The sequence below is a fragment of the Stenotrophomonas sp. YJH_SMC_8 genome (assembly GCF_059371315.1).
Genome location: NZ_JCAFUL010000006.1, coordinates 26,354 through 43,882, shown reverse-complemented (window position 1 = coordinate 43,882; position 17,529 = coordinate 26,354). Strand labels below are relative to the sequence as shown.

Sequence of the window (17,529 nt, the reverse complement as noted above, 5' to 3'; positions counted from 1 at the left end):
GCCGGCCAGCGGCCGGCACTACCCCATGGACGGGTCAGTACAGTTCGCAATGGATGCGGCCTTCACCCCGCAGCGCGTCCCAATGCCCGTCGCCACCGATGGCATCGATGGCCTCGCGCACCGCAGCCTCCAGATGACTCTTGTTGCCGCACAGGTAAAGATGCCCGCCGCGGGCCAGGACGTCGCGCACCTCGCTGGCGCGCTGCTGCAGCACGTGCTGCACATAGACCTTTTCGGCGCCATCGCGCGAGAACGCGGTATGCAGGCCGGCCAGCACGCCACGCGTGTGCCAGTCCTGCAGCTGTTCGCGGTACAGGTAATCGTGCTGGCGGTGCTTCTCGCCGAACACCAGGTGCACCTCGCGTTCGCAGGCATTGGCCTGCAGCTCCTGCATCAGGCCCATCAGCGGTGCGATGCCGGTGCCGGTGCCGACCAGCAGCAGCGGCGCTTCGCCGGTGTCAGGTAGATGGAATCCGGGGTTGGAGCGGGAGTACACCCGGGCGTGGTCGCCGCCGTACAGCAGGCTGCCGGTGGCGGTGCCGAAGCGCTCACGGCCGCGCAGGGTGTAGCGCACTTCGCGCACGCACAGGCTCAACTGGTCGTCGCACGGGTGCGAGGCGATGGAATAAGCGCGCGGCAGCCGCGGTGACAGTAGTTCGCGCAACCGGGCCAGCGGCACGCTGTCCGGCGTGGCGTGGTCCTGCAGCACGTCCAGCAGGTCGAGGCCGTGTAGGTAGGCTTCCAACTCTCGCTTCTGGCTGACCTTCAACAGGCCCTTCAGCAGCTCGCTGCCCCCCAGCTTGGCCAGTTCGCGCAGCACGCCCTTGCTGAGCAGGCGCAGCTCGCGGTCATGCAGGGCGGCCACGGCGGCGGTGTCGCCATACCAGGTGGCCAGCGCTTGCAGCAGGGCAGGATCGTTTTCCGGCACCACGTGCAGCGTGTCGCCGGCACGGTAGGCCATGCCGCTACCGCTGATGTCCAGCCGCAGATGCCAGGCCGCCGGATCGCTGCTGTTCAAGCGGCGGCGTTCAAGAATGGGCGCGGCAAACGCATTGTCTTCACCATAGGCGGTGACCTGCAGGTGCAGGTCCTGGCCAGCGCTCAGGTCGCCGTCCAGCACCTGGCCGAGCACCGGCTGCCATTGCTGGAAGAACTGCTCGTAGCCCAGGTCTGCATCCACGCGGTGCAGCAACGGCTGCGCCTGGCGCTCGCTCAGTGCGGCATCCAGTGCCTTGGTGAAGCCGCAGAAGCTGGGGTAGCCGGTGTCACCGAGGCCGAACACCGCGTAGCGCAGGCCACTCAGCGTCGGGGTCTGGCGCAGCGTTTCGAAGAACTGCTCGCCGTTGGCTGGCGGCTCGCCATCACCGAAGGAGCTGGAGATCGCCAGCAGCACATCGCCGTGGCCGAGGCTGGCCACGTCGATGTCGTTGAACGGAAGCACCTGCGGCCCGTGCGGCTGCAGGTCCGCGCCCAGGCGCTGGGCCAGGGCGCGGGCATTGCCCGACTCGGACGCGAAACCCACCAGCAGGCGGCTGAAGGGCGTACTGGTCGGGAGAGCGTTCACGCGGCCTCGTAGAAGTCGTCGAACTTTTCCTTGCTGAACTCGACCAGGTCGTAGTTCTGCATCAGGTCGTTCACCACGCGGCGGATGCTAATGTAGGAGGTGATGTTGCCGTCGGCGTCGAACAGCGGCTGCACGGTGGTATCGACCACGTAGAGCACGCCGCCCTTGCCGAGGTTGGGCACGATGCCGGTCCAGGTCTTGCCGGCCTTGATGGTGTCCCACATGTCCTTGTAGACCGCCTTGGGCACATCCGGGTGGCGCACGATGCTGTGCGGCTGGCCGATCAGCTCCTCGCGGGCGAAGCCGGTGAGCGTGCAGAACAGGTCGTTGGCGTAGGTGATGTTGCCCTGCAGGTCGGTGGTGGAGATCACCATGACGTTCTGCATGGCGTTCAGCAGCTGGGCGTTGTCGGGGGTGTAGCTCATCGCAGGGTCCTTGTGGATGCCGGTAACGCCGGCGTGTTCGGGTCCTGCATAGAGATACGCCCGCACGGCGGCGGGCGGTTTGACATTGGTCAAGTGGGGCGCGCGATGGCCTGCGACCGGGTGTCGCAGGGGTGTTCCGCCGGGCATGACCCGGCGCTACCAGGGTAGCGGTACAAGGGTAGCGCCGGGCCATGCCCGGCGAAGAGGCGTCAGCCCATCAGGTAGCGCAGTGCACCGGCAGAAACCACGCCGATCAGCACGGTCGGCAGCATCGACAGGCGTGTGGCGGCCAGCAGGGTAATCGCCAGCGCGGCCAGATCGGCGGGCTTGTCGGCAACGAAGTCCGGGGCGATCACCGAGATCAGCACGCAGCCCGGTGCGGCTTCCATCACTGTTACCGCGCGCTTGCTCAGCGTGCGGTTGCGCAGCGCGAGGAAGCCGACGATGCGGGTCAGGTAGGTGGCGGCAGCCATCAGCACGATGGTCAGCACCGAGGTCCAGTGGATCAGGCCGTTGAAGATCATGCTGCGTCCTCCGCCAGCAGCCAGGCAGCCGCCAGGCCGGCCAGGGCGCCGCTGGCCACGTACCACGCGCCCGGGATCAGCAGGTAGGTGGCAGCGGCCACCACCAGGCTGACCAGCGACGGCCGCGCCGCTTTCATGCCCTGCCACATGCCGCGCAGCAGCACCAGGAACACGGCGGGGAAGGCCATGTCGAAACCATAGGCGTGGATGTCGCCCAGCATCGGGCCGATGATCGCGCCCAATGCGGTGCAGGCTACCCAGACCGTGTAAAGGCCGGCCGACACGCCCAGGTAATAGGCCAGGCTGAAACCGAGCGCACGACGGCGCGCATCGGCCACGCCCATCGCCCAGCTTTCATCGCACATGAAGAACAGGGCCGGCAGCACCCGGCGGCGTGGCAGGTGCTGCAGCAGCGGGGCTAGGCTGGCGCCCATCAGCAGGTGGCGGCTGTTGACCAGCGCGGTGATCGCCACGATCAACGCGATGTGCGGTGGCGAGGTCCACAGTTCGACGGCGGCGAACTCCGAGCCGCCAGCGAAGTTGAGGCCGGTCATCAGCGGCACTTCCAGTGCGCTCAGGCCCTTCTGGGCCGCCTGGGCGCCGAGTACCAGGGCGAAGGGAATGAAGCCGATCATTACCGGTACGGCGGCGCGCAGGCCGCGCAGGAATTCGGCGCGCGGCGCGGTATCGCAGGTGTCTGGCAGGGGGAGGGTGGTGCGGGCGTCCATGGAGCTGCAACAAGGGTGGGGGTAGCCCATGCTAGCGGTCCGATCACGAAATCGGGTTGCGTTGATGCCATTGGATTCGGGAATATTGATGTTCCGTGCGGCCAGGGTCGCCAAGAGTGAAATTCCATGCAGTACCAGCTCGACAACCTCGATCGGCGCATCCTCGACGCCCTGCAACGCGACGGCCGCCTGCAGAACCTGGAGCTGGCCCGGCTGGTAGGCCTTTCGCCCTCGGCCTGCCTGCGTCGGGTGCGGCTCCTGGAGGAGGGCGGCTATATCGACCGCTACGTGGCCTTGCTGAACGAGGCCAAGGTGGGCCGTGGCTTCACGGTGTTCGTGCGGGTGTGGCTGCGCGGGCAGGATGAGGACACCACCAATCACTTCATCAACAGCATCAAGTCTTTCCCGGAAGTGCTTGAATGCCATCTGATGGCCGGTGACTGCGATTTCCTGCTGCGGGTGGCGGTCGCCGACCTGGATGCCTACCGGCAGTTCCAGATGCAGCACCTGAACCGCATTGCCGGGGTGCAGAACACCAAGACCGAGATTCCGATGCAGCGGATCAAGCAGACGACCCAGCTGCCGCTTTGAGAGGTAAGGCCGGGTTGCACCCGGCACCCGCGGTAGTGACGGCCGCTGGCCGGCAACCTCAGGAGCAACAGCAACAGCGACGGCGATGCTGCTTGGGGCGGCGTGGCGGTATGGCCAGGCAGGCTGCCGGAACGGCATGAGCTGCTCTTGGTGGGTGTCGACCTTGGTCGACACGTTTTGGTCGGCACGGGGTCGGATCCCGTTGCTGCGCAACGGGCTCTGACTCCAGGAGCAGATGAACATGTCTGTTCGATTCGTTGATTCCTGATTCCTGATTAGTGACTGGCTCCAGGGGGCTGGCCCAACGGTTGGCCGTGCGCGGCGGTCATCGCAATGACATGTGCTCCCGGTACGGTTTGATCCGCTTGCAGCTGCTGTCGCTGCCGAGGGTCATGTGTTCTACGTCAGGGGGCTGAATGGACACCATGCGATCAGAACGTGGAGGCTGGCCATCGCCGGATGGCTGCTGCTGGCCTTTGCCGCGGCCGCCCAGGACGGTGTTCATGCCTACGACATCCCTGCGCAGCCGCTGGAACAGGCGGTCGAGCGCTTCAGTGTCATCAGTGGGTGGTCGGTGATGTACCCGGGCGACCTTGCCGCGGGCCGCAGCAGCCATGTGCTGCGCGCCAGCCTGGCGCCGCTGCCTGCCTTGCAGGTTCTGCTGCAGGATTCCGGTGTCGAGGCCGAGGTGATCGGCGAACAGCGCGTGGTGCTGCGTCGGAGCGCGTCCTCCACGGCCGAGCCCGGCATTGGCGCGGAACTGCCCGATGCCGAGCGGCGCCGTCGCTACGGTGGCCTGCAGCAACGCCTGCGCGCAGCGTTCTGTGACGATCCCGAGCTGGCTCCGGGTCGCTATGCCGCGACCCTGCGTTTCAGCGTTGGCAGAGACGGCCAGGTGCATGACCCCGAACTGCTGTCCGGCAGTGGCAGCGCCAGTCGCGACGCGCGCCTGCTGCAGGCGCTGCAGGGCCTGGTGCTGGCAGCCGAAGCCGCCGCGCTGCCGCAGCCGGTGACGCTGCAGATCCGCCCTTCCGGCACCGACCACGACTGTGGCCGGCGCGCGCCCCTTCCATGATTTCAAGGATTCGAACATGAGCAACGGTACGGCTGGGGCAGTTGACCTGATGGACCACCTTCTGGGCGCCTATGACGAACTGAAGCGCAGGCTGGTGCGCAAGCTGGGTTCGGAGGAGCTGGCCGGCGATGCGCTGCAGGACACCTGGATGCGCCTGAGCGCGCGCCGTGACCGCCTGGACGCAGTGCAGAATCCCGCGGCCTACCTGCTGCGCATGGCAATGAACACCGTGATCGATCGGCAACGTGCCGACCACCGGTTGCTCAGCCTGGAAGAAGTGGACACGCTGATGGACATGGCCGATCCGTCACCGGGCCCGGCACAGGCGGCCGAGCTGGAGTTCGCGCTGGAAGACATGGTCGGGCTGCTGCAGCGCATGCCCGAGCGCCGTCGCCGCATCCTGCTGGCGATCCGCGTCGACGGCCTGCAGCAGCGCGACGTGGCCGATCACCTCGGTGTATCGCTGCGGCTGGTGCAGCGCGAGCTGAAGGCGGCCCAGGATTACCTGGCCGAACGCAGTGGGCAGGGGCGCCAGGTGCGGTTCTGAGCGGCGGCATCCGTCTACACTTTGACGCCGAGCAGAACCCCGCAGCGTGCGGGTCCGGCATGAGTCCCCATGGATCCTGACGATCGCCCGCAACGCCCGCTGGATGCCGTCGAGCGTCAGGCCCACGCGTGGGTGGTGCGGTTGACCTCGGGCGAAGCCACTGCCGCCGATGGGGACAGGTTCCGCGCGTGGTGTGAGGCAGACACCCGTCATCGCGAGGCGTTCGGCCGTGCGCGCCGGCAATGGGAGCAGGTCCGTCTGGCGGGCGAGCAGTTGCCTGCAGAGGCACGGCAGCCTGTTGCACCGACGCCGGCCCAGCGCTGGAGTCGCCGTGCCTTCCTCGGTGCTGCCATTGCGGCGCCGGCCAGCCTGGTGGTGGTGGCGGCGATCCGCCCGCCGCTGGGGTTGTGGCCATCGGTGACGGCCATGGCGGCCGATTTCCATACCGGAACCGGTGAACGGCTGCAGATCGCGCCTTCGCCTCAGCTGAAGATAGAACTGGATACGCAGAGCAGCCTGCGCCGGCGCGCTGACGCGCAGGGCGAAGGCTTCGAGCTGATGCAGGGGCAGGCCGCGATCGAGACCCGGACCGGCCTGCGCCTGGCGCTGTTCGCGGGGGCGGGCTGCGTGATTGCCGATGAAGGTGCGGTGCGCCTGGACGTACGCAACACCCAGGGCCAGGTGCGGGTGACCTGCCTGCACGGTAGTGCCCGCATCGAGCACCCGCAGGGCCGCCTGCAGCTGCAGGCCGGCCAGCAGACCCGGTACGACGAGCGCCTCAGCGGCGTGGTGGCCGAGGTTGTGGCCTCGGACGTGAGCGCCTGGACCGAGGGCATGCTGGTGTTCCGCAGAGCACCACTGCGCGAGGTGGTCGACGAAATTAATCGTTACCGCCGCGGAAAGGTGTTGCTGGGCGAATCGGCGTTGGCGCGTGCCCCGGTGAGCGGCCGCTTCCGCATCGATGATCCGGATGCGGCGCTGGAGCAGCTGCGTCTGACGATGTCGCTGGATCTGCGTCGCTTTCCGGGTGGCATCGCCGTCCTTGGATAGATGCAGACGCTGGCCATGCGCACCGCGCAGGGCTGTTGCAAGCAAGGAGAGGCCAAGGATGCGCAATGAGACCATCGGCGTGCTGGATCTGCGTCGCAATCTGTCGGCGCTGCTGGAAACCACGCAGCGGCGGCCCTTGATGGTGCACCGGTATGGCTCGCCGTGGGTGTGCGTGGTGTCCGACGCGCAGTGGCAGCAACAGGCGGTGCTGCTGGACTTCGATCCGCAATCGCATCCATTGGCGATGCTGTTGCGGCTGCAGCAGCAGCTGTTGCCGCTGCCTGAAAGCGGGGCACTGCCACCTGCGGCGCTTGCGCGCGCGTTGCTGCTGATGGACATGCATGGCGTTGGCGATCTCGTGCAGCTGCACGAGCAGGTACTGCACCACCGGCTGTGGCACTGGTTCGTGTCAGGCAGCCACGGCGTGATGGAGGGCTGGCAGCTGCCGGCGGTGCGCGTTGCGATGGCGTCATGGTGCGATGACGTGGACATGACCGATGCATTGGTCGCGTTCGCCGCGCGCAGCGACGTGGCGATGCTGGCCCGCCGCTGCGGCGGCGACGCGCCGCGCCTGCAGCGCGAAGCCTGCAAGCGGATGACGCTGCGATGACGTTGCCGATGAAGCACTACGCAGCGCACAGAGTTGTGTTCGCGGTGTCGCTTCACCTGCCTTGCTGACGTCTTCTCCAGAGTACGACGCACCACGCGTCGCGGAGCATAGGCGACGCAGATGGCAGACAGTCGCAGGATCAGCATGCTGGAGCTGGATCGCCACCTCAGCCATTCGCTGGAGCAGGCGCGGCACACCCCCCTGAACGTGCAGCGCTATGGACATTCATGGGTCTGGGTTCTTTCCAGTGATGCGTGGGCGGACGCGGCGCGCTGGGCTGCGCTGGACAGCAGCGCACACCCGCTGCTGGCGCTGCGCAGGGCGCTCGATCTGCAGTTGCGGCCGTGGCCCGAAGCGGCCATGAGCCTGCTGCCGCTTGAAGCAGTCGACGCGCGGCTGGTGCAACGTGCAGCGCTGCTGGTGGTCGTGCGTGACCTCAACAGTCCGCAACGCGTGTACGACGACCTGCGCTACCACCAGGCATACAGGTCGTTCATCGGCCTCGATCATGGGACGGCATGGACGCCCATGCAGTGCGTGCGGCTGCTGCAGGCCTGCGCGAACCCGCTGCTGCGTGGCTGCATCGACGACACTCTGGCCGCCATCCCGCGCCATCTGTTCGAGGCTGCATGTGCACCGGCTGCACGTGCCGTGCCTGCACAGGAGCGCGCGCAGCGAATTGCCGGCGGTTGTTTATCGTACTGACACATGCACCGCTGACCATGGTGCGGCGGTCTCTTCCAGGATGACGAGGGCGGAACAATGGCAAGGCAGGTTCGTGGTCGCAGGGCTCGGCAGCAGGGTTTCAGCCTGATCGAGATCATGGTGGTGGTGGTGATCATCGGCATCCTCGCCGCGTTGATCGTGCCGCGGTTGATGGATCGCCCCGACCAGGCACGCGTTGTCGCGGCGCGACAGGACATCGCGGCGCTGATGCAGGCGTTGAAGCTGTTCAAGCTGGACAACGGAAAGTACCCCAGTGCCGAGCAGGGCCTGCAGGTTCTGGTGAAACCACCGCAGGGCAGCGGTGCGATGCCGGTCACGCCCTATCTGGACCGCCTCCCGAATGATCCGTGGGGCCACCCGTACCAGTACCAGATTCCCGGCACGCACGGCGACATCGACGTGTTCTCGCTGGGCGCGGACAGCAAGCCCGGGGGCGACGCCGGGAACGCGGACATCGGCTCCTGGCAGTTGTGAGGCGTACCGATGGCAACCCGGGCGCGTTCGGTCTCGTGCATCCGCCAGCGTGGCATGGCGGTGATCGTCGCCCTGCTGGTGGTGGCGTTGGTGGCCGTGATTGCCACCGCACTGCTGACCCGGCAGGCGGCGCAGCTGCGAGCGCTGCGTGGCGACCAGTTGCGCGCGCAGGTGCGCATGGCGGTGGACGCCACGCTGGAGCGTGCAGCGCAGCAGCTGCGTGAGGATGTAAAGGAACAGCTGACGACGGTGCGCGGCGGGCGCTGGGCACGCCCGTTGGAGCTGCAGGCGCCGTTGCCGGTGCAGCTGCAGCTGGTCGATGCCCAGTCGATGTTCAACCTGCGCAATCTGCTGGCCCATGGCCAGCCGGATCCCGAAGCGCGACGCGCCTTCGTTGCGTTGTGCGCCGGGCAGGGGTTGGGGCAGGGTGCCTGTGCCTCCGCGGCGGACCACATCCAGGCACGCCTGCGCGATGGCGACATGCAGGCGCAGGCGCCGCTGCCGCGCGAATCATTGATCGAGCAGGCGCTGCCTGGTGCCGACCCGATGGCGCTGCAGGCGCTGGTGCGACGCACCGTGGTGCTGCCAGCGCAGACCCTGGTCAACGCCAACACCAGCGACCTGAGCGTTCTGCAGGCGGTGACGCCTGCGGTCGAGCCGGCACGGTTGCAGGCGCTGCTCGGTGAGCGCGACGCTGGCCACTGGCTGCTCAATCGCGGCGACATCGCCAACCGCCTCCAACTGAGCAACGAACAGATGGCCGTGCTTCCCCTGGGTATCCATAGTGAGTGGTTCCTGGCCGTCGGCCAGGTGCAGGCTGACGGCAGCGCGGTTGATTTTCGCGCGCTGCTCTGGCGCGAGTACCGCGACGATGGGGTGCGAGTGCAACGCGTGTGGACGAGGATCGGCGCATGAACGTGCAGCTTCGGGTGCGCCTGCCGGCGCTGGAGCGCCTGCGCGCCGACAGCGCGGTGGACTGGGCCCAGCTGCACAGGGGCGAGGTGCTGGCGCACGGCCGCGACACGCTGGCGGCGCTGGGCCTGCGGCATCCGCAGGCCGCGGTGCGTGCCTGCCTCGATCCGGACGACCTGATCCTGCTGGAACTGCAGCTGCCGCCGTTGTCCGGGCGCCGCCTGCAGTCGGCACTGCAGGGTGAGGTGGAGGCGATGCTGCTGGATGACCTGCAGGAGGTGGCGCTGGCCCACGGTGCGCAGGCGGCGGACGGCACGGTTCCGGTGGCCTGGCTCGGCCAGCAGGCGATCGTGCAGGCGCAGCAGCTGCTGGGTGCGTGTGCGCTGCAACTGCAGGCACTGTACCCGACGCCGCTGTTGCTGCCGTGGCAGGACGGCCACGCCACGCTGCAGGTCAGCGGCGAGCACCTGCTGGTGCGCAGTGGGCGCGATCGGGGGTTCGTGCAATGGCATGGCGGACGCGATGCGTGTGCGGTGATGCAGGCGCTGGCCGTGCGCCTGCAACAGGCCGGCGTGCGGGCCGTGCAATGGATCGACAGCGTGCCACCGGCGTGGCCGGACAGCGTGCCGGCCACCGCTGTCACGCATGCACGGCAGGCCTGTGGCCCCCTGCCGGGATGGTCATTGCCGCTGCCCGGTGCGGATCGGCAAGCGCCGCGACTGGCGATCGGCCTGGCGTTTGCGGCGGTGCTGCTGGCCGCGCTCGGCCTGCAGCTGCAGGTCTCGCGTTGGCAGGTCGAAGGTGAGGCGCTGCAACAGGACATGGCGCGGCAGTTCAGCGCACGCTTCCCGGAGGTCACCGATGTGGTGGACCCGGTGTTGCAGGCGAGGCGAGCACTTGCGGTGCCACCACCGGCGCCGCCGCTGCCGCCGCTGCAGCGTCAGGTTGCCAGCACGCTGCAGGCGGTGCCGGAGCTGGCGGGGCAGGTGCGCAGCCTGCATTACCAGCCCGGACAGCTGGACATGGAGCTGGATGCCGATGCCCAGTCATTGGCCGATGATCCACAGCGGCTCGAACACTGGCAGCAAGCAGTGCGGGCGCAGGGCCTGCAACTGGCGCGCGACGCCGGCGGACGCTTGCGGGTCAGCGGAGCCGGACAATGACGAGCCGAACCCTGCGACTGGGCGAAGGATTGGCGGGCCTGCGGCAGCGCTGGCAACGCCTGCCCCCGCGCGACCGGCTGATGCTGTGGGTGATGGTGGCGGCGCTGCTGGTGGCGGGTCTGTGGTCGTTGTGGCTGGAGCCACTGCTGAAGCAGCGAACGCACTGGCAGGCCGAGCTACCTCGCCTGCAGGCGCAATCGCGCGCACTGGCACCGCTGCTGCGCGCCCGTGAGCGCCAGCAGCAGGCGCAGGGCCAGCACCCGACACTGGCCGGGGTGCGCGATGGAATCAAGACCGCCGGCCTTGCCGGCGGCCTGCATATCGAAGCGCGCGACGGGCGTTGGCACCTGCAGGTGCAGGCGGTGCCCGCCGACGCGCTATGGAACTGGCTGCTGCCGGTGCTGGCCGATCCGGCCATCGAACTGCAGCAACTGCAATTGACACGGACAGGGGACGCGAACATGCCGGCGGCACGGATTTCCGGAAACATCGTGATGGTGGCCACCGCGGGTGCCCGTCCATGAGGGCGATGCGCAGCCTTGCCTGCAGCAGCGCATTGGCCCTGATCCTCTGCGTGACCCACGCGCCTGCGCCGGTACTGGCGCAGGACGCCCGCGATGAGCCGGTGCAGTTGAACCTGGTGGACACCGATATCGGCGGCGTGCTGCGCATGGCGGCGCGCTTCACCGGGCGTCAGTTCCTGGTCGACCCACGGGTGACCGGCAAGATGACGGTGGTTTCCGATGGCCCGGTCAGCCGGACCCAGGCCTACCAGCTGCTGCTGGGTGCGCTGCGCATGCGCGGCTTCGCGGTGGTCGAGAACGGCGGGGTCAGCCGGGTGGTGCCGCAGGCCGACGCCAAGCTGCTCGGTGGCCGGGTCGGTAGCGGCGGTGCAGGGGGCGAGGTCGCCACGCGCACCTTTGCGCTGCGCTATGAGAACGCGGCCGCGCTGGTGGCGGTGCTGCGGCCGATGATCAGCCCGGACAACCCGATCACCGCCAATCCGGGCAACAACACCCTGGTGATCACCGACTATGCCGACAACCTGGAGCGCATCGCGCGGGTGATCGCCAGTGTCGATACGCCGGCCGGCATGGACACCGACGTGGTGAAGCTGCAGCAGGGCATCGCGGTGGACGTGGCGGCGATGGTCGCGCCGCTGCTGGATGCCCAGGGCGCCGAGCCCAGCCAGAAGGTGGTGGTAATGGCGGATCCACGCAGCAACAGCGTGCTGCTGCGCTCCAGCAGCCCCGGCCGCACGCGCCTGGCGCGGCAGCTGGTGGAGAAGCTGGATCGTGCCCAGGACGAGTCCGGCAACCTGCATGTGGTCTATCTGCGCAATGCCCAGGCCAACCAGCTGGCCGGCGTGCTGCGCGGTGTGGTGGCCGGCCAGAGCGATGCACCGGCGATGGGCAGCAACGAAGGCATCACGCCGCTGCCTGGCGACGCCAACCGCTCCACACCCGCACAGCCGTCACAGCCGCAGCAGGCCAAGACCGGCGGCAACGCACTGGAATCGCAGCGGCTGGACCCGAGCCGGCGTGACCCGATCGACGCCGGCAGCACCGGCTTCAGCCAGAACGGCATCTCGGTACAGGCCGACGTGGCCACCAACACGCTGCTGATCTCGGCGCCGGAACCGGTGTACCGCAACCTGCGACGGGTGATCGACCAGCTCGACCAGCGCCGTGCGCAGGTGCTGGTGGAAAGCCTGATCGTGGAGGTCAACCAGACCGACGCCGCCGAGCTGGGCGTGCAGTGGATGCTGGGCAACGGACGCACCTTCGGCGGCACCCACTTCGGCGGCGCCACCGGCGGCAGCGGGCTCAATACCGGCGCGCGCACCACCCTGGACGTGTTGCCCAAGGATGGCCTGAAGATCGGCGTGATCGACGGCACCATCAACCTGCCCGGTGTCGGCCAGATCCTCAACATGAAGGCGCTGGCCAATGCGCTGCAGAGCAAGGGCGGTGCCAACATCCTGTCCACCCCGAACCTGATGACGCTGGACAACGAAGCGGCCAGCATCATGGTCGGCCAGACAGTGCCGTTCGTCAGCGGGCGCTATGTGACCGATGGTGGCGGCGGAAGCAACAACCCGTTCCAGACCATCGTGCGCGAAGATGTGGGCCTGAAGCTGCGAGTGCGACCGCAGATCTCGGAAGGTGGCACGGTGAAGCTGGACATCTACCAGGAGGTCAGCAGCATCGATGCGCAGAGCGCGAACAGCACCGCCGGCATCATCACCAACAAGCGCGCACTGGACACCAGCGTGCTGCTGGATGATGGCCAGATCATGGTGCTCGGCGGCCTGCTGGAAGACAGCGTCAGCCACGGGCGCGATGCGGTGCCAGGCTTGGGCAAGCTGCCGGTGCTCGGGGCATTGTTCCGCAGCGACACTCGCAAGCGCGCCAAGACCAACCTGATGGTATTCCTGCGCCCGCACGTGGTACGCGACCCGGCCGCCGGACAGCGCTTGACCCGGGACCGCTACGACTACATGCGCAATGCGCAGGCCGGCGCGCAGCCGGTGCAGAGCTGGGCATTGCCCGCGCTGTCGGCGCCGCAGCTGCCACCGCAGGACCTGTCCGTACTCGGCCAGGGCAATGCACGCGATGGACAGGGCCAGCCGCTGCAGAACACCAGCCTGGCGGCGTTGTATCCGGCCGGTGACGGCGACGCGCAGCTGGTGCAGTTCGCGCAGGGGCTGGACCCGGCGCGTGCCAGTCAGGGCGTAGCGCAGGTACGTGCGCTGGGCTTGCAGGCCTACGCCGAGGCGACGCCTGGTGAGAGTGGGCAACGCCTACGCGTGCGATTGCCGCGCGATCCGGCGACGCTGGACCCAGCGCTGCAGCAGCTGCGCGGGCTGGGCTACACGCCGGAACTGGTGATCGGGCCGTGAGCGCCGCCGCGCCGTTGCCGTACGCGTGGGTGCGCAGCCATGGCGTGATGCTGTCCGAGGCTGGCGGCGAGCCGGTACTGCTTGGCACCGCCGACACTGCGGCGTGGGCCGTGGCCGAACTGCGGCGCCGGCACGGCCCGCTGCCATTCCAGGCACTGGATGCCGCGACCTGGCAGCAGCGGTTGGGGGAGCAGTACCGTGACGGCGGCGACGCCGCTGCCGTGGTCGGTGCCGCTGAAAGCGAAGTCGATCTGGACCGCTTGATGCAGGACATGCCGGAGGTCACCGATCTGCTGGATGCACAGGACGATGCACCGGTGATCCGCATGATCAATGCACTGCTGGCACAGGCCGCGCGCGATGGCGCCAGCGATCTGCATATCGAACCGTTCGAGACCCATTCGGTGGTGCGCTACCGTGTGGACGGCACGCTGCGTGACATGGTGCAGCCACGGCGCGCACTGCACGCGGCGCTGGTGTCGCGTATCAAGATCATGGCGCACCTGGATATCGCCGAGAAGCGCCTGCCGCAGGATGGACGCATTGCGATCCGCGTGGGCGGCCGGCCGTTGGACATCCGTGTCTCCACCGTGCCGACCGGGCATGGCGAGCGTGCCGTGCTGCGCCTTCTGGAGAAGGATGCCGGTCGCCTCCAGCTGCAGCGCCTTGGCATGGCCGACGATACGCTGGCCACGTTCACCGGTCTGATCCGGCAGCCGCATGGCATCGTGCTGGTGACGGGACCGACCGGCAGCGGCAAGACCACCTCGCTGTACGCTGCCCTGGGCCAGCTCGACAGCAGCACCAGCAACATCCTCACCGTGGAAGATCCGGTGGAGTACGACTTCGCTGGCATCGGCCAGATCCAGGTGAATGCACGCATCGGCATGAGCTTCGGCACCGCGCTGCGCGCGATCCTGCGCCAGGACCCGGACACCATCATGATCGGCGAGATCCGCGACCTGGAAACCGCACAGATCGCCGTGCAGTCGTCACTGACCGGGCATGGCGTGCTGGCCTCGCTGCACACCAACGATGCGATCTCGGCGGTGACCCGCCTGGCCGACATGGGCGTGGAGCCGTTCCTGCTGGCCTCGTCGTTGCGCGGCGTACTGGCGCAGCGGCTGGTGCGCCGGCTGTGCACGCAGTGCCGGCGTGCCGAGGTGGATGGCGAAGGCCGAACCGTGTGGCGCGCGGTGGGCTGTGCGGCCTGCGCCAACAGCGGCTATCGGGGTCGTACCGGCATCCACGAACTGTTCGTGGTCGACGACCGCGTGCGCGCATTGATCCATGAAGGGCAGGGCGAGCCCGCGCTGCGCGAGGCCGCGCGGCGCGCCGGCATGCGGACGTTGCGGCAGGACGGCCAGCGCTGGGTCGACAGCGGGGTGACCACGCTGGAAGAAATCCTGCGCGTCACCGGCGACGACTGAGGTCTGCATGGCACTGTTCGATTACCAGGCTGCCAACGCGCAGGGCCGCATCGAGAAAGGACAGCTGGACGCCGACAGCCCGCGCGGTGCGCGTCAGCTGCTGCGCGGGCGCGGGCTGACCCCTGTGCAGGTGAGTGCGGCGCGCAGTGCCGGCCATGGTTGGGGTGCTCGCCGGTTGTCCGCCAGCGAGCTGGCCTGGGCCACGCGCCAGCTGGCCAGCCTGCTGGCCGCCAGCCTGCCGTTGGAAGGTGCTTTGAGCGCGGTGATCGAGCAGGCCGAGCGCCCGCATGTTGCGCATGCACTTACTGCCGTGCGTGCGGATGTACGTGCTGGCCAGCGCCTGACCGTGGCACTCGCCGCGCGGCCGCGTGATTTCCCGCCGATCTATCGAGCACTGGTGGGTGCAGGTGAAGACTCCGGCGATCTGGCGCGGGTGATGGAGCGCCTGGCTGACTACATCGAAGAACGCAATGCGCTGCAGGCCAAGGTGCTGACCGCCTTCATCTATCCAGCGGCGATCAGCCTGGTATCGGTGGCGATCGTGATCTTCCTGCTCAGCTACGTGGTGCCGCAGGTGGTGACCGCGTTCGTGCAGGCGCGGCAGACGCTGCCGATGCTCACGCAGGTGATGCTGGCGGCCAGTGCTTTCGTACGCAGCTGGGGCGTGTGGGTGGGGCTGGGCATCGCGGCGCTGGTGGTGGCCTGGCGGTTGGCCCTGCGCACGCCCGAGCTTCGCCTGCGCTGGGACGCGATGCTGCTGCGGGCGCCGATGGTCGGGCGCTTCGTGCTGGGTGTGAACAGCGCGCGTTTCGCCTCGACGCTGGCGATCCTGCTGGATGCCGGTGTGCCGCTGCTGCGTGCACTTGAGGCGGCGCGGCAGACCTTGGGCAACGCGCTGCTGGCGCGCTGCGCCGATGACGTGTCCGCGCGCGTACGCGAAGGCGCTGCGTTGGGTTCTGCATTGAAAGTACAGAAGGTGTATCCGCCGATCCTGGTGCACCTGGTGGCCAGCGGCGAGAAGACTGGATCGCTGGCGCCGCTGCTGGATCGCGCCGCGCAGACGATCTCGCGCGAGATAGAGCGTCGTGCGATGGCGCTGACCGCGCTGCTGGAACCGACCATGATCCTGGTGATGGGCGGCGTGGTGCTGACGATCGTGCTGGCCGTGCTGATGCCGATCATGGAAATGAATCAGCTGGTGCAGTGATGCGCAACGCGCATCACGGGTAGAGTCGACTGTTAGTCGACTAGCGCGCAGAGCGCGTGCTTCGTACTGCTACTGCGTGTGAAGGGTAGTCGACTAACAGTCGACTCTACACAGTCGGCTTTACCCGACAGATTCCATCAAGTCGATTCCATCCAGCCGATTCTCCACACAATCCTCCACACCTTTTTTCGATCTTCCACAGGTTTCTTAAGCGGCCTGTCATCGGCGGCGACCAGCATAGCCACGTCGCCGCAGAGTGGGCTGGGAGGCCCTCGGCGGCAGCAGGCGTGTAGTGACCGTTCCTCCCTTGGTGTTTCCCTTCGCAGTAAACCCTTCAGGAGAAGATCATGAACAAGTACAAGACCCTGGCCGCGCTGGTTGCCACCGCGCTGCTCGCCACCGCCGGTGCCGCTTCGGCCCAGCAGTCGCTCATCAACGGTGGCGGCGCCTCGCTGCCGGCCGATCTGTACAAGGGCCAGGCCGACAGCATCCTGCCGGCCAACTTCAGCTACGCCGTGACCGGCTCGGGCACCGGCAAGAAGGCCTTCCTCGAGAACACCATCGGCCTGTTCATCGCCAACGGCACCGGCAACGTGCATTTCGCCGGCAGCGACTCCGTGCTGAGCAGCACCGAGATCACCAACTACAACGGCTCGGCGCTGGCTGGCACGCTCGGCCCGGTGCTGCAGCTGCCGTCGGTCGCCACCTCGGTCACCGTGCCGTACAACAAGGCCGGTGGCGATCTGAACCTGGACGTGGCCAAGATCTGCGGCGTGTTCTCGGGCAAGATCAACGACTGGTCGCAGCTGGACAGCGCCCGCAGCGGCGCCATCAAGGTCATCTACCGCGGTGAAAGCAGCGGCACCAGCGAGCTGCTGACCCGCTTCCTGACCGCCGCCTGCGTCAACGAAGACCTCAGCGCCACCCGCCTGGTCGGCGGCAAGTTCCAGGTCAAGTCGACCTTCGCCGATCTGTTCACCCGTGATGCCAACAACAACCTGCCGGCCTTCCTGGAAGCGGCTCCGGCCACCGGCGGCACCTCGCTGTACAACCGTGTCTACCAGGTTGCCGGCGCCATCGGCTATGTCGGCCCGGACGTGATCCCGAACCTGCAGGACGCGACCAAGATTGCCAAGGTGAAGGGCTTCTCGCCGGATGAAGTGAGCGTTGCCGCCACCCTGAACACCATCGCCCCGCCGACCGGTGCCGACATCTCCAACCCGGCCAAGTGGGTGCCGGTGTTCACCAACCCGACCGCCGGCTACCCGATCGCCGGTTACACCAACCTGCTGTTCGCACAGTGCTACCGCACCCTGCCGCAGCGCCAGGCCGTGCGTACCTTCCTGGAGAAGCACTACAACCTGGGCGTGGATGGCAACAACGATGCCGCCGTGCGTGCGCACGGTTTCATCCCGCTGACCCAGACCTGGCGTGAAGCCGTTGCCAACAACCTGATCTCGGCCACCCCGGCCACCGGTCTGGGCAACGCCAGCACCTGCGCCGGCATCGGCCGTTGATCCTCCGTACCTGCTGAACAGGGCGCCGACCGTGAGGTCGGCGCCTTTTTTTTGGTTCCGCGGTCTGTGAAGACACTGTCGTTT

At 67.8% G+C, this 17,529-nt stretch carries 18 protein-coding genes; 14 read left to right on the top strand and 4 right to left on the bottom strand.

All coding sequences use genetic code 11. The features are described 5' to 3' along the window. Positions 1-34: 34 nt before the first annotated feature. The 4 genes from AC5P88_RS09115 to AC5P88_RS09100 all read right to left on the bottom strand — a co-directional run bounded on the left by AC5P88_RS09115 (position 35) and on the right by AC5P88_RS09100 (position 3,241). The gene (locus AC5P88_RS09115; RefSeq protein ID WP_495224834.1) at positions 35-1,564 is read right to left on the bottom strand and encodes a diflavin oxidoreductase; all 1,530 of its coding nucleotides are present in this window, start codon (positions 1,562-1,564) and stop codon (positions 35-37) included. Next, complete coding sequence (locus AC5P88_RS09110; protein ID WP_005409905.1) at positions 1,561-1,989, bottom strand: PAS domain-containing protein; 429 nt, start codon at positions 1,987-1,989, stop codon at positions 1,561-1,563. The genes AC5P88_RS09115 and AC5P88_RS09110 overlap by 4 nt, the downstream gene beginning before the upstream one ends. Positions 1,990-2,198: 209 nt before the next feature. Continuing rightward, positions 2,199-2,513, bottom strand: a complete 315-nt coding sequence (locus AC5P88_RS09105; protein WP_100440855.1) for an AzlD family protein — start codon at positions 2,511-2,513, stop codon at positions 2,199-2,201. Further along, on the bottom strand, positions 2,510-3,241 hold the full coding sequence (locus AC5P88_RS09100; protein ID WP_495224833.1) for an AzlC family ABC transporter permease: 732 nt from the start codon (positions 3,239-3,241) through the stop codon (positions 2,510-2,512). Before AC5P88_RS09100 ends, AC5P88_RS09105 begins: the two co-directional genes overlap by 4 nt. Positions 3,242-3,367: 126 nt before the next feature. Between AC5P88_RS09100 and AC5P88_RS09095 the strand changes: the two genes are divergently transcribed. The 14 genes from AC5P88_RS09095 to AC5P88_RS09030 all read left to right on the top strand — a co-directional run bounded on the left by AC5P88_RS09095 (position 3,368) and on the right by AC5P88_RS09030 (position 17,445). Next, entirely contained in the window at positions 3,368-3,832 is a 465-nt protein-coding gene (locus AC5P88_RS09095) for an Lrp/AsnC family transcriptional regulator (RefSeq protein WP_005413654.1), read from the top strand. A 394-nt stretch (positions 3,833-4,226) separates the two neighbouring features. Then, complete coding sequence (locus tag AC5P88_RS09090) at positions 4,227-4,907, top strand: TonB-dependent receptor (protein WP_495224832.1); 681 nt, start codon at positions 4,227-4,229, stop codon at positions 4,905-4,907. Between the two features lie 16 nt (positions 4,908-4,923). Then, complete coding sequence (locus tag AC5P88_RS09085; protein ID WP_111111120.1) at positions 4,924-5,454, top strand: RNA polymerase sigma factor; 531 nt, start codon at positions 4,924-4,926, stop codon at positions 5,452-5,454. Between the two features lie 69 nt (positions 5,455-5,523). Beyond that, complete coding sequence (locus AC5P88_RS09080; protein ID WP_495224831.1) at positions 5,524-6,504, top strand: FecR family protein; 981 nt, start codon at positions 5,524-5,526, stop codon at positions 6,502-6,504. 58 nt (positions 6,505-6,562) lie between these two features. Continuing rightward, positions 6,563-7,114 (top strand): hypothetical protein, encoded by a 552-nt coding sequence (locus tag AC5P88_RS09075; RefSeq protein WP_495224830.1) that lies wholly within the window; start codon positions 6,563-6,565, stop codon positions 7,112-7,114. A gap of 144 nt (positions 7,115-7,258) precedes the next feature. Then, entirely contained in the window at positions 7,259-7,819 is a 561-nt protein-coding gene (locus tag AC5P88_RS09070) for a hypothetical protein (protein ID WP_495224829.1), read from the top strand. Positions 7,820-7,876: 57 nt separating this feature from the next. Next, complete coding sequence (gspG, locus tag AC5P88_RS09065) at positions 7,877-8,314, top strand: type II secretion system major pseudopilin GspG (protein WP_106548649.1); 438 nt, start codon at positions 7,877-7,879, stop codon at positions 8,312-8,314. A 9-nt stretch (positions 8,315-8,323) separates the two neighbouring features. Next, positions 8,324-9,229, top strand: coding sequence for a type II secretion system minor pseudopilin GspK (gene gspK / locus AC5P88_RS09060; protein WP_495224828.1), 906 nt, complete (start codon positions 8,324-8,326; stop codon positions 9,227-9,229). Then, a complete protein-coding gene (gene gspL, locus AC5P88_RS09055) occupies positions 9,226-10,389 on the top strand; it encodes a type II secretion system protein GspL (RefSeq protein ID WP_495224827.1) in 1,164 nt (387 codons plus the stop codon). Before gspK ends, gspL begins: the two co-directional genes overlap by 4 nt. Next, the gene (locus tag AC5P88_RS09050) at positions 10,386-10,913 is read left to right on the top strand and encodes a type II secretion system protein M (protein ID WP_106548647.1); all 528 of its coding nucleotides are present in this window, start codon (positions 10,386-10,388) and stop codon (positions 10,911-10,913) included. Before gspL ends, AC5P88_RS09050 begins: the two co-directional genes overlap by 4 nt. Further along, positions 10,910-13,291, top strand: a complete 2,382-nt coding sequence (gspD, locus tag AC5P88_RS09045) for a type II secretion system secretin GspD (protein ID WP_106548646.1) — start codon at positions 10,910-10,912, stop codon at positions 13,289-13,291. The genes AC5P88_RS09050 and gspD overlap by 4 nt, the downstream gene beginning before the upstream one ends. Continuing rightward, positions 13,288-14,721, top strand: coding sequence for a type II secretion system ATPase GspE (gspE, locus tag AC5P88_RS09040; RefSeq protein ID WP_495224826.1), 1,434 nt, complete (start codon positions 13,288-13,290; stop codon positions 14,719-14,721). Before gspD ends, gspE begins: the two co-directional genes overlap by 4 nt. Before the next feature lie 7 nt (positions 14,722-14,728). Then, positions 14,729-15,928 (top strand): type II secretion system inner membrane protein GspF, encoded by a 1,200-nt coding sequence (gspF, locus tag AC5P88_RS09035; RefSeq protein ID WP_495224825.1) that lies wholly within the window; start codon positions 14,729-14,731, stop codon positions 15,926-15,928. Between the two features lie 347 nt (positions 15,929-16,275). Beyond that, on the top strand, positions 16,276-17,445 hold the full coding sequence (locus tag AC5P88_RS09030; protein WP_106548643.1) for a substrate-binding domain-containing protein: 1,170 nt from the start codon (positions 16,276-16,278) through the stop codon (positions 17,443-17,445). Positions 17,446-17,529 lie beyond the last annotated feature (84 nt).